This window comes from Herbaspirillum sp. WGmk3, assembly GCF_023952535.1.
In the GTDB taxonomy this organism is placed as follows: Bacteria; Pseudomonadota; Gammaproteobacteria; order Burkholderiales; family Burkholderiaceae_D; genus Herbaspirillum; species Herbaspirillum huttiense.
The window spans coordinates 22,970-35,222 of the sequence record NZ_JAKYWT010000002.1; the positions used below are offsets into that span (position 1 = coordinate 22,970).

At 53.6% G+C, this 12,253-nt stretch carries 7 protein-coding genes and 1 tRNA gene; 1 reads left to right on the top strand and 7 read right to left on the bottom strand.

Annotated elements, in window-relative coordinates; all coding sequences use genetic code 11:
- Positions 1 to 48: 48 nt before the first annotated feature.
- The 6 genes from dptH to MKD49_RS06190 all read right to left on the bottom strand — a co-directional run bounded on the left by dptH (position 49) and on the right by MKD49_RS06190 (position 10,485).
- Complete coding sequence (gene dptH, locus MKD49_RS06160) at positions 49 to 5,109, bottom strand: DNA phosphorothioation-dependent restriction protein DptH (RefSeq protein WP_252695796.1); 5,061 nt, start codon at positions 5,107 to 5,109, stop codon at positions 49 to 51.
- Entirely contained in the window at positions 5,090 to 6,247 is a 1,158-nt protein-coding gene (gene dptG / locus MKD49_RS06165; RefSeq protein WP_252695797.1) for a DNA phosphorothioation-dependent restriction protein DptG, read from the bottom strand. Before dptG ends, dptH begins: the two co-directional genes overlap by 20 nt.
- Before the next feature lie 152 nt (positions 6,248 to 6,399).
- Positions 6,400 to 8,013: a DNA phosphorothioation-dependent restriction protein DptF gene (gene dptF, locus MKD49_RS06170; protein ID WP_252695798.1), complete on the bottom strand. Its 1,614-nt coding sequence runs from the start codon at positions 8,011 to 8,013 to the stop codon at positions 6,400 to 6,402.
- A gap of 1,228 nt (positions 8,014 to 9,241) precedes the next feature.
- A tRNA-Ser gene (locus tag MKD49_RS06180) sits at positions 9,242 to 9,331 on the bottom strand.
- Positions 9,332 to 9,454: 123 nt separating this feature from the next.
- Complete coding sequence (locus MKD49_RS06185; RefSeq protein ID WP_252695799.1) at positions 9,455 to 10,243, bottom strand: SDR family oxidoreductase; 789 nt, start codon at positions 10,241 to 10,243, stop codon at positions 9,455 to 9,457.
- Positions 10,244 to 10,338: 95 nt separating this feature from the next.
- Positions 10,339 to 10,485 (bottom strand): hypothetical protein, encoded by a 147-nt coding sequence (locus MKD49_RS06190; protein ID WP_157845819.1) that lies wholly within the window; start codon positions 10,483 to 10,485, stop codon positions 10,339 to 10,341.
- A 12-nt stretch (positions 10,486 to 10,497) separates the two neighbouring features.
- On the opposite strand from MKD49_RS06190, the gene MKD49_RS06195 reads away from it, so the two are divergent.
- Complete coding sequence (locus MKD49_RS06195; protein ID WP_121041732.1) at positions 10,498 to 11,262, top strand: sulfite exporter TauE/SafE family protein; 765 nt, start codon at positions 10,498 to 10,500, stop codon at positions 11,260 to 11,262.
- 20 nt (positions 11,263 to 11,282) lie between these two features.
- On the opposite strand, the gene MKD49_RS06200 is transcribed toward MKD49_RS06195, so the two are convergent.
- Entirely contained in the window at positions 11,283 to 12,221 is a 939-nt protein-coding gene (locus MKD49_RS06200; protein ID WP_252695800.1) for a LysR family transcriptional regulator, read from the bottom strand.
- Between the last annotated feature and the right edge of the window lie 32 nt (positions 12,222 to 12,253).

Below are 12,253 nucleotides of genomic sequence, written 5' to 3' on the forward strand. Positions count from 1 at the left end.
ACACCGGCAGGAAACAGACGTGCCTAAACCGCTATTCTAAATGTTGCATTATTGAAATTTTTTCTCCGAAAGTAGTTCCCAGAAAGCGCGGTCCCGCATCTTGTGGACAACTTTCTCTCCGTCAATATAAAGACTGTAATGCTTGTCGAGCTTGCGTACCGTCTCCATCAACTGCTCCTGGTCGGTGCGATCATCCTTGTTGAAGATAATCTTGATATCGGCATTCTTAATTTGGCCCACGCGATGCACAACCCAGGTCAAGATATATGCCGAGTAATCGTTCTCCGCTGTTCGGAAGTGGGTTATGTCTTGCGTCGACAAGACCAGACCCACTCCATATTCACGTCCTTCCTTGAGAATCTTCCTCAGCGCGGGGAAGTCTTGGGACATGAAATTATCTGCTTCATCGACAAGAACCATTTTGGTAATTTGTCTGAAGTCTCCGTGAACACGCGGCTTGCCTTGCTTTTGCATCTGAGAGTAGAACAAGTCCAGTGTCAGGCCGACGACCAGGTTCTGGACATCAGGTGAGAATCCTGCAAGCTCTATCACGGTTACGCCATCCAGGAGTTCGTAGAGGCTCTGAATCTTGGACTTGTCGCTCTCAAATATTTTGAACCGCGCAAGTTTGGAGAGCGCTGCAAAGAGAGAATCTTCCTCCACCTTGTCTTGAGAGAGGAAAAGATTCCACACATCGTCGATAGTAGGAGGCGGTAGTGACCAGCTCGATGGTTCTTCCGGCATGATTCCCGCCTCAGCGTAGCTGGCAATTACCAGATTTTCTAGTTTCATCTGCTGCTTCTTCCCGAGCGCATATGCGCGGGTCATCGTTTCGGCAAATCCCGCTGCGGTATGAAGCGGCAGCATGGGCATGTCGCCGAACAGACTCAATGGGTTGTACGGTAACTTTGCAAGCTTGAATTTGCGAGCTCCTGTCGCTTCCACGAATTGGTCATCCACATAATCCGACTTGTAGTCGAAAATAAGGATGCCGATCGATTGGCCATCGACATTGGAGTCCTGGCTCCATGAAAGCTGGGCGATCAACGACTTGGTGAACTGCGTTTTTCCGGTTCCCATGGTCCCAATGATGCCGGAGTTCGTATTCATGAACTTCGCTGTATTGGTGGGTTCCCAATACAGTGGTGCGGCGCCGAGTGATTGATGTCCGATCAGGATGCGCAAGGGATCGTTGCTTCTAATTGTGGTGTGCGATTTCACGGAGCTTTCAACCAGCGCAGCTGGCACGCCAGTCGATGTCGACGGGACCACGTCGATCGTCGGGGCTTCGTCATTTAAATCAGCATTGGTTTGATTCTGATTCTGCTTGAGGAGGTACTGCCGAGGGACGTGGCATCCTACAGTAACTTCTTGCAGCTTAGCGCTGTCATTTGCATTGATCAGGCTATCAAGCAACGAAATAGGTAGTTCAATTTTCAGCACATCGTCAACCTGGCTGTAGGACGGGTCGAAGCACATGGCGCTATCCAAATGTGCGATGACCATACCCTGCGGGTAGTCCTTCAATTGACCAACACTATACTCGCCCCGCATCCACCATTCACGGTTTGGAAGCAGCGCGCTCAAACTCGCGTCGTCGAGCACTCCATAAAGTTTGTACTTCTCTACTTGCATGAGAACTTGTCGAACGAAGAGTCCTCGATACAACTTCGACGCAAATGACTTCGGACCTAAAATCCTTTCTTCCATGAATTGGCGCAGTGATTTGGCCTGCTCGATCGCTTTCCCAAAATCAGGTCTTGCTCCAGTCTTGACTTCGACTGGCAGCAGGTACATTTCTTGACCTTTAAAGCCGACGAAAAGGACGTCATCCGAAATCGCTCCTTTATTGCTGCCGTGAAGTCCACGTGCAAAGTCACTCGACTTGATGTCGAGACCAACATTTCCCGAAACTCGCACCATTTCAGCGACAGAGAGTGGTATCCAGCTAATTCCGGACTCCGCAAGCATTGCTCTGACAAATTTGTAAGCGCCAATGATTCCGCGCCGCTCCTTGCGTGTGTTGGCATTCGAGGTCAGCATTTCGAGCAACCAGCCGCCGTTAAAAGCGTTGAATTCCGTGAGCAGCGAATCGGACCCGAGAAGCCTCTGGAACACATCGACCTGCTTGGTGACCGTAATAGCGTCATAGCCAGCGGAACTCGTGTACTGATCTGAATAGTGAATCAGCACAACATCTTTTTGGGAAGTGAAGAAATCGAGGGTGACTTTAGGGTCGATGATTGTAGTCCACAGAGCACTATCGTAAGAGCTATTTAACAACCCTTTGAACTCTGTGGATGCAGCTACGCCGATCCCGTGGCCGGTGAACTGCGCATTATGTTGTCGCGCAGGCTGTAGTAGTCCCCCAATGGCGCGCGCAAGTCGAAGTGTTTGGAACTGCTCGTACTCTGTATTGCGAAGACCAAACGCCGTGAAGTACGACTCCGCCATCGCTTCAGATGCCTCTCCTGCGATTAACCCGTCGCAAAGCACTCCGCTGAGTGAAGATTCAATGTTAATAGTACGCACATCGACACGAGCGTTATTGCGGAAGAACGCGAGGTGTGCATACTTTAGCCCCTGGCCGGCCTTTGGGGTCGTAAATTTGCTATAAGTAAGGCGGTTACGAACCAGGTCAACCAGGAAATCGAGGTCATCATTGCGTCCATCCTCCCCAAGTCTTAACCACGCCTTTAAATCGGACACCGATGCATTCTCAGAGAACCGATCGAAATCGCTAAAGATAAGCTCTTCGTCATAGAAGTTGACGTGGATGGAGCAAGCATCAACGCCACCAGATCGCACATAGTCCAAGATGCCCAACAGGAGTTCATACGCTCGACCGAGGTTCAACGCATTCACCACAAGCGTATTTCTTGCGCCTTTGGAGAGCAGCCGTCTGTAGGCTTCGCCAAATTCGTTCAGCTTGTCCTTTACCAGGCGACGAACGAATCCGTAGCTCGCTTCTCGCTGGGGCACGAGTTGAAGCCAGAAGGAATTTTCCTTCACCGCCATCATGTGCGCTGCGGCGTTATCGGTCTCGTAAATGAACGGAATCAACCCAGCGGGCGTCAGTCGCTCTCGGGTAACGGAGGGCATGGTTTTGAGACTGTCAAACCCTTCGTCCCGTTCGTTCTTCAATGCTGAAACAATTTGAAGATGGTAGGACAGAACAAGCGGGTGGAACGGAGTGAAGTACTCGGTTTCGCCCACTCTTGCCATGCCTAAACTGAGCAAAGTCCGTTGTTTCTCCGTCAGCACACTATTTTTCGCAATACCTGCGAGGGTTCTCTCGTAAGCATCGAGTACAGCGCGCGTTAATGAGCAAAACGCTTTGCCCCAGGAGACAAGACTTGGGGTTGTGCGACGCTCATTCAAATAGCTTAACCAAATGTCATACGCATCCGCTAATTCTTGATGGTCTGAGACAATGTCTGTGGTTGTGATTGGGGATGCCGAAAATGACAGCATGCGCCCGGACACCATCTCGCTTTCGATATTCAGCAGCTGGAGTCGGACCCCAACAGCCGCGCTTTCTCGGTTATCTAAGATCAGGCGATTTGTCCGAGGGTTGTATTCCGCGTAGTAGCTGTCATCGAGCAGTTTTTCAGATCGGTCTTTGTCAAACAATAAGGGGATGCTAATCGCTTCGTCCGGAGCCGCACCTTCGATATTGAATTGGAGTGTATGTCCGCCACATGAGATGCCGAAGCGAATCTGCTCGTATGAGTCTGTTAGCCTTGAGAAGTCCACTCCTGCATATGCGGCTGCGTCGATGACTTGCTCGGCATCTTTGAGATGTTCGATTGCTCCTTCAGCGGGGCGCAATGCCAAGAAGTTGTCGACCATTTGTAGCGTAATAAAGCGCTGTTTTGGGTCAACGAGAAATAGGCTCTTGAACGCGTCCACATAGAATTGCCCCTTCTGTATGAGCAGCATTCTAAAATAATGATTCTCTGCGCTATTGGTTCTTCTAAGTCGGACCGTCAGGTAGGTGGGAGCGCCGTTGAATGGAGCAGAGAAATTGACGCGGCATTTCTTGCCGCCGCCTCGATTGATATGGATGTCGTCTCTGGCAACTGCTTGTGGCAACCCAGTTACCCGAATCTCTTCTTTCTTGATATCGTTTCCGAAGAAGACAAACTCTAGTCGAGCCTGACTTTCGCCTTCAGGAATCTCTATAATTACGCTAACATGCCGCTGCCCCGACTTGGTTGCGCTACGTGCCCGCGTGTGCACCACTGACCCAGTGGCCGGTTCGATCTTCTCAAAGCTGACTGTTGGCTTACTGCTGGCATCGCGCTCGCTCAGGTATTCGGCAAACGTTACGTCGGCCCAATCATGGCCCGCGATGAAGTGCTTTTGGATGAATTGTTCACCGAATTCGGAGAGGTGTTCTGCTGCCTGATCCGCGTACTTTTCAGCGACCAGCGCTACCTTCTCACGCAGCTCGCGATTATCCTTAATGCGACGTTGGATTTGGCCCTTGTTTCCGTCCATCTGTTCAAGAGTAGGGTCATTGAATAACTGCAACGCAGGATAATCAATCTCTGGTCCGGTGATGGATCGATAGATAGCGGCTAAGCCAAACACAGTAGACTCGTCGGTCTCAACCTGTTCACTTAGGTCTTCGAGCAGGCATAGAAGGGCCGTGGCTTTACCATTACCAGGAGAGATCAGTCGTGCTAGTCTTTCGGTTAATGATTCTGGGTGCCAAATGTTGCCCTGATCGGCCAGGTTCTCCGCGCTGTTAATAATGGTATCAAGGCGGCTGTTGTGAATAATCAGGAGTACAGACCCTTCGAAAGGCGCGTCACCTCCTGCGATCAAATCTCTGAGATGAGAAATGTAGTTCTCAGTGAATCCGCCGTCGGCGTCAGAATGCAGCACGGGAAGCACATTGAGCGAATCCAATCGTACCAGCGGAAGCTCAGTGCGGTCGTAAGTTAACGACCCAGTTGCCTTTGCAAGGAAAGCGCGGTGCAATTCGATGGCGTTGACAGCATCCGGGGATTTGAATTGAAAGCGGAAACCTGGCTTGGCGTTTCGATTGGCCCAGGTCAGAAAGTCCTCAGCTAAGAATTGTTCAAATGGTCTTGCGGACATATACAGCCTCTCCACTATCACTCATACGGTCAACATTACCCATGCGTTCATAGAACTCGATCAATACCTGCTGCGACTGAAGGTCAAAGTAGAACCCACGGCGTTCGAACTCCTTGACGAGTTCGAGGAAGCGCAGCTTCTCCTTCTGACCAACCGCTAGATTCGTGAGTAGTAGCAGCTGATCTTGGTTCAGTTCTAGTACGTTGCCTGCGCGGCCACGTGATTTAATGAAGTCACCAAATATCTTCCTTTCAAGGTCTCGGACGTAATTTTGGTTGACGCTGTGGCGTTCGCCGTTGTTCTTGCTAAACTGCGCTTTCGCGAGGGCCATCGTGGTGCTGAAAGCGGAGTGGGTATTATCTTGCGGGCCAGTGAAATCTAGTTTTCGGTCGGCGGCAAATGCTTCGTTGTATTCGTTCAGTGCCTGCAGTACCACGTCAGGACTGGCCGAAGAGATCTCTATATACAGTTGCCAAAGAGGGAGAGCCGGCGCCGAATCTTGTAGCGCTTCCGAAGCCGAAAGAAGAGGGAACAGCCATTCGGTCTGCGCGCTCAAAAATTTGTAGCCTAGGTCCCTTGGCTTCGCACGCTCAGAAGACGACTTTTCAATGTCCAAGATAAAGTAGAGTGGCTTGGTCTGGGGAACGCCTTCCGCCCATCTGGTAATTGACAATGCGAGCTGCGAGCAGAATGCAAATGCATACTGCCTCAGGACGTTAGTGAGTTCGGTGGTCAGGTATTTGGGATGGTTTGAGAGAAAAGTTAGATCTTCCTTAAACGCCTCCGCAAGATAGGGAAGATAGGGCAGTTCCTTTACAGGCACATGCGCTGGAGACTCGCACAACTTGGTGCGAAGTACCGAAATCAGTTCCTGTTCTAGAAAGTTCAGTTGGTTTTGCGGCTCGTCGGTGAATTTGAAGTCGCCGTATAGCGAAGCGAACAATTCGCTCATCCGTCGATTGGCAGCATTGTCTTCATTCGCATTTCCCTGCTTTGAGCTTCTAAATAGCAGCAGCAGTGGTGAGATTTGGTGGACGGCATCGCCTTCGAAGTACATCGAGCGGAGCAACGGCCAATTCGAACTGTCATCTAACAGTTGGCTAAAGCGTTCTTCGCAGTCAGCCTGGAATTGTTCCATGCTGTATTCCCCGAGATCCCTGCGTATGAGGTGCCCGAGAACGATGCCAGTTACGGTTTCCCACGAAAAGTCATTCCCCTTTTTGCGAACCGGAAGATAGGAAGTAAGCTGGTTTCTGTTGGAGATTTTGAGTGGGTGAGAAAATGGAAGCACTATACTTCTCCGCTAATTTCGATCTGTTCGTCAAGATATCGAGCTGTTGTTCGTTTGCCGTTTTGGACTAGCGTGAGTCGGTGTGAAGTTTTGGCGATGTCGCGAAGTCGCTCGACTACCGCTTCCAGAAGCACGATGGCGTTCTTGTCGTATTTGTTAGGGCGATATCCTTCGTTTAGCCGCTGAAGCAGTTGCAATAGGCTTAGATTTACAGGGAAAGTTTGAAGATCTTTTTCGCCGATACGGATCGATACGTTAAATTTCGACAAACTGTTCTTGCCGGCGGAAGAGGACAAGCGAGTGTAATCTGGGACCATATCGACTTCTGCGCCAACTTTCACCCCGTTAAATTCGCCAAGAAGAATGGCCCCTCTGGGCAGTTCGGGTGCGTTCCTGTTGGCATATCGGACAATCCCGGCAACCAAAAAATTTTGGTAATTCTTCCGAATCTCTGCACGCATTTCAGCGCTACCGTCAAATTCACGGTGCAAGTGCCAGAGCCTTGCGTACCGATGTAGAGCCTCGTCGGAGAATTCTGCCGAGAATTTCTTATGGAAGTTATTCCCAAGATCGGATTCCTGCGCCACGTAGAAAAGTTGAATTAGCGCCTCTGCATGCGCACCGCATGATGTGTTGAATCGAATGCCCCACTGCGCTAATGAGGCGACAAACGCATGGCATTCATCTTCGATCAAGCCTAATTCGTACTGGAGCACAAACTGATCAAGAGCCTTAGTGCGAAGCAGGGAAGGGTCGAATTCCGCAATGCGTTCGGAGAGTTCACTTCCTGACGAGTTAAACAAATTCTCGAAAAGATAACCAGGACCCGTCAAGAGATGGAACAGGAAGTCCAACAGCGTTCGCGATGTCATGAACTGGTCTTTTAGAAGTCGGACTTTGACCAGGCTCTTGACAATATGTCGTTGTACTCCGTCCATCGACAGGAGCTGATAGTTTGCGATTAGTTTCGGATCGCCATGGCTATCACGCCATGCTGCGGCTGACCGGAAAAATGGATTGTCATCCGTTGGTTGCGTTAGGCGGTGCATGATCTCGAGCGCGAAATCCGCGTAAGTCTCTCCTTCTTTCGTAAATCTGAACTTGGGATACGATTCAAAATCGAAGAAGGAGAATCGCTCGTTGTCCTTCGCTCCGTCGAGAAATCGCTGCATCGCGACTTTGATACTAGCGTGTTCGTCTGAACCTTCCTGGACGTAGTTGCCTAGTAGTCCGATGTTGATCCCAACTGCGAGCGGGATCGCCTGAGCCGAAGCCTGGCTAAACAATTGATCAAGGGCGTCAATCGCCGATTGGTGTGGCTGAAAACTATGTGTGGCATCAAGGTGAAACCTTACGCTGTCCCCGAACCGACGTGCCGCCCTGGTCAAGATCTCGGACTTTCCGTCGCCGCTACTACCGCAAAGAAAAAGTATGCTTTCCGGACCAGCTTCGTTCAGACGCTTGACAAAATCGCGTTCAATATCTTGTTCAATATAGAGCCATGCCTTGTACTCGTCGTATTCATCCGGTTCGCGCTGAGTTAGCGTTTTAACGGAAAAGGGGGAGGACTTAGAGAGAACCGAGAGGGCCTCAAGAAAGGTGATATTTGACATTGTCAGTAGGTCATCCGCCCTGCATGGGGTAGTCGAGGTAATCGTCAGTGGGGTACGTGGTTAGCAACAGTTTCTTAGTTGAAATCGTTGCAGGTTTTATATTATCGGTCAAGAATTGCAGAGCTGTTTTTCGTCTAGCTTCTAACCTGGGGGAGGCTGACTTCGATTCTATTGAATTGTCACGCTCTCCCAATGGTGATCAATTAGATAATTTCATGAGAGTTAGTGGAAGCAGTGTCTGGAGTGAGCCTAGGGGGAGCAGTACGGTAAGTGTTCTCGGTTGAAGCTAGCTCGAATTCCCGAAGTCAGAAGGACTTGCTGGCCTCTGACGATAAAAGCCGTCACGAAACAGGAGAAAAAGATTGATGCTTACCCACAGTACTGCGAAATCTCAAGCCTAAGCCTAAGATTTTTTGTAAGGCTTCAGGCCGCTACGGGATGCTCGAAACGGTATTGCCTAACTGTACTATTCTTTCCACTACGACGGCCTGTCCGAGACCCGGGGGATCCTTCGTTCCCGGTGACGGTCGATGCCCGTGCGACAGAAGCCGACCATGGCACGTGCGACTTGATCTGGTCGCTCAGCAAGCCGTAGGGGCAAACTGGCCATCTTCCACAGCGCTCCGTCCCTTGCGGCGGGGCGCGGAGTAGAGGGCTACCAGCGCATTCTGCTTGTGTAGATCGTGAAGTTCTGAATAAACAATTCGATGAAGCGACGACTGTTTTTTGCGTATCCGGCTGCGAGAGTTCGAGCGCGAATGCTCCATCTTGAAGCTCTTGCAATATCATTCGTGGGGAGTAGATATGCCAGTCGGCACGACCTATCGGCATCCAAGCAAGTACATCGTTATGTGCCGAGACTGATTTAGCTGCTTCTTCAGGCCGCAATTCATCGTTTTCTTCAAAGGCAACCAACGCGTTCATCATCTATAAGCGCTCGAAGAGCAGTTCTTCAAGAAGATGCTCGCTCAATGGCATCTCGCGCTTTTCCAGCCCTGCCAGAGTTTGCCAGAACTGATGCTTACCACCAGCCCATGCTCAAAGGAACAGCGCAGAGACCACTCGCTGGAAATGTTGTTTTGGCAAATTAGAAAATAAGTTTACGAGTAGCTGAGATCAAAAAAGAAGCCTTCATGCTTTCGACGACAGCATGGCGATTTCTTTATGTGGGTTTTTATGTGGGATTAAATGAAAAACGGGCCGTAAAGGCCCGCTCTATATGATGTTCTGGCGGAGGCTGTGAGATTCGAACTCACGGACGGGTCACCCCGTCGGCAGTTTTCAAGACTGCTGGTTTAAACCACTCACCCAAACCTCCTTGCGTGGCAGCCGGGCATGTCGCCCGTCGCACGAGGGCCGCATTATACATCACATCACTTGCTTTGCATCCACCCTTTCCGGCATGCAAGGCATCCGCCCACCAGACCACCCTGCATCCCGCTCAGAACGTCCCCGGATAAGCCCCCCCATCCATCAGCAGATTCTGCCCCGTGATGAACCCCGCCTGCGCACTGCACAGATAAGCGCAGGCATCCCCGAACTCGGCCGGATCGCCAAAGCGTCCCGCCGGATTGAGCTTGCGCCGGTCCGCCAGAACCTCGTCCACCGTGCGCCCACTCTCCTTGGCCGCCCCCGTCGCAGTGGAACGCAAGCGATCCGTCTCGAACGGCCCCGGCAGGAGATTGTTGATGGTCACGTTGTGCGCCACCGTCTTGCGCGCCAGCCCCGCCACAAAACCCGTCAGCCCCGAGCGCGCGCCATTGGAGAGCCCCAGGATATCGATCGGTGCCCGCACCGCACTCGACGTGATGTTGACGATGCGCCCGAAGCCGCGCGCGATCATCCCATCCACCGTCGCCTTGATGAGATCAATGGGCGTCAGCATGTTGGCGTCGACCGCCGCGATCCAGTCATCCCGCGTCCACTCACGAAAATCGCCCGGCTTGGGTCCGCCGGCATTGGTCACCAGAATGTCCGGGGCAGGGCAGGCGGCCAGCGCCAGGGCGCGTCCTTCCGGGGTGGTGATGTCGCACGCAACCGTGGTGATGATGGCACCGGTGGCGGCGGTCTCCGTGCGGATGGCCTGGGCCGTTGCTTCCAGTGCCTCCGCACCGCGTGCCAGCAGGGTGACGTGCACGCCTTCGCGCGCCAGCGAGAGTGCGCACGCGCGGCCGAGGCCCTTGCTCGATGCGCAGACGAGGGCGGTTTTACCTTTGATGCCGAGATCCATTCTGTCTTCCTTTGCTTGAGGGGGATGGCAGGAAAGCACAGCCGCCGGGACAGCCCGGTCCGCCTGCGCTACACTGTCGGGCCTGATCGGCGGCGCTATTTCTTCATCACCATGTAGATGGCCAGCGCAATGAGGGCGACCACGCCCATCTCCAGCGCAAACACGATGACGCCGCTCATGTCAGTCTCCTTTTTTATCCTTCGATGCGGCCACTGCACCTTGCAGCCGGCCAGCAGAGGCATCACTGTACACCGATGACGGCTTCCTTGTTTTTCTCCGGCGTAGTCAACTTCCTGCTCGGCGGCCTGCTGGGCGCCATGGGCGGTCTCTTCGGGATCGGCGGCGGTCTCATCGCCATCCCCGTGCTGGGCTACCTCTACGGCATGGACCAGCAACTGGCCCAAGGCACGGCACTCGTGATGATCGTGCCCAACGTCGTCATCGCCTTCTGGCGCTACAAGCAGCGCAATCACATCCAATGGAGTACCGCCGCCATGATGTGCGTGCCGGCTGTCTTCACCACCTATGTCTCGGCCCGCATCGCCACGGCCATGGCGGCGCGCAGCCTGCATGTCTGCTTCGCCGCCTTCATGGGCTTGCTGGCGCTGTACTACCTGTGGACACTGATGCGCAACAAGCGCAGCGTGGAATCGTCCGTGATCCTCTCGCGTCGCTACATTCCGCTGGTGGGGATGGCTGCCGGCGCCTCGGCCGGTTTCTTCAGCGTGGGCGGCGCCATCGTCGCCGTGCCCTTGCTGACGGCCTTGTTCGGTGTGACGCAGACCGCCGCGCAAGGACTGGGGCTGGCCATGGTCACGCCCGGTACGCTGGTGGCGCTGTGGACCTACGCCCAGGCGGGGCACGTGGACTGGTCAGTGGGGATTCCGATGGCGCTGGGCGGCGTGCTCAGCATCTCCTGGGGCGTGGCGCTGGCACACCATCTGCCGGAGCGGCGCCTGCGCATCCTCTTCTGCGCCGCATTGCTGTTGCTGTCGGTCTGGATGATGATCGCCGGCTGAGGGCCGGCCATCTCCGCCGCTCAGGCGGTCTTTCTGGCGTGTGCGGCGAGCTTGTCTTCGTCGCTCTCCTGCGCCATCTGCTCGCGGATGAAATCCACCAGATTGCGTGCATGCGGCGACAGCGTATCCATGTTCTGGAACACCAAGCTGCGCTCGCGCACGCTCCACGGATCGTTCAACTCCACCACCGCCAACTGCATGGTCTGCTGATGCCGCTGCGCCGCTGAACGCGGCACGATGCCGATGCCGACATTGGTTTCGATCATGCGGCACATGGCTTCGAAGCTGCGCACCTGAATGCGCAGCTTGAGACGCTGCCCCTGTTCGGAAACGATCTTGTTGAGGAAGTGGTGCAGGGTGCTGCCTTCGTGCAGGCCGATGTGTTCGTACTCCAGCGTGTCCTGGAAGGGAACGCTGCCGGCGCCCGCCAGCGGGTGTTCCAGCGCAGTGGCCAGCACCAGCCTGTCCGTCGAGAAGTTGAGTACCTGCAGTCCCTCCCCCTGCACCGGACCGGCCACGATGCCGATATCGGCCGTGCCTTCCTGGATGCCGCGCAGGATGTCGTGGTTCAGGCGCTCTTCCAGTGAGACGTTGACCTGCGGATGTCTGGCCAGGAACTTGCCCAGGATTTCGGGCATGAATTCGGTCACCGCCGTGGTGTTGGCGAAAATGCGGATATAGCCCTTGATGCCGTTGTTGTACTGCTGCATGTCGCTCTTGAGGTGTTCTACCTGCTGCATGAAGAGCTGTGCGTGATGCAGCAGGGTATGCCCGGCCGGCGTGAGCTGCACGCCCTTGCTCTCGCGATAGAGCAGGCGGGTGCCGAAGCGCGTTTCCAGTTCCTTGATGCGATTGCTGGTGGCGGCCAGCGAGAGATTCATGCGCTCGGCGCTGCGGGTGAGGCTGTTGAGTTCGGCGATGAGGATGAAGAGGCGCAGGTCGGTCAGATCGAAAAGCATGATGTCTCCCGGAAAGATTCGGTGAGGATGCC

Coding starts and splice junctions, on each gene's coding strand:
- dptH (WP_252695796.1), bottom strand. CDS start 5,109: ATGTCCGCAAGACCATTTGAACAATTCTTAGCTGAGGACTTTCTGACC.
- dptG (WP_252695797.1), bottom strand. CDS start 6,247: ATGGAACAATTCCAGGCTGACTGCGAAGAACGCTTTAGCCAACTGTTA.
- dptF (WP_252695798.1), bottom strand. CDS start 8,013: ATGTCAAATATCACCTTTCTTGAGGCCCTCTCGGTTCTCTCTAAGTCC.
- MKD49_RS06185 (WP_252695799.1), bottom strand. CDS start 10,243: ATGGATCTCGGCATCAAAGGTAAAACCGCCCTCGTCTGCGCATCGAGC.
- MKD49_RS06190 (WP_157845819.1), bottom strand. CDS start 10,485: ATGCCTCTGCTGGCCGGCTGCAAGGTGCAGTGGCCGCATCGAAGGATA.
- MKD49_RS06195 (WP_121041732.1), top strand. CDS start 10,498: ATGACGGCTTCCTTGTTTTTCTCCGGCGTAGTCAACTTCCTGCTCGGC.
- MKD49_RS06200 (WP_252695800.1), bottom strand. CDS start 12,221: ATGCTTTTCGATCTGACCGACCTGCGCCTCTTCATCCTCATCGCCGAA.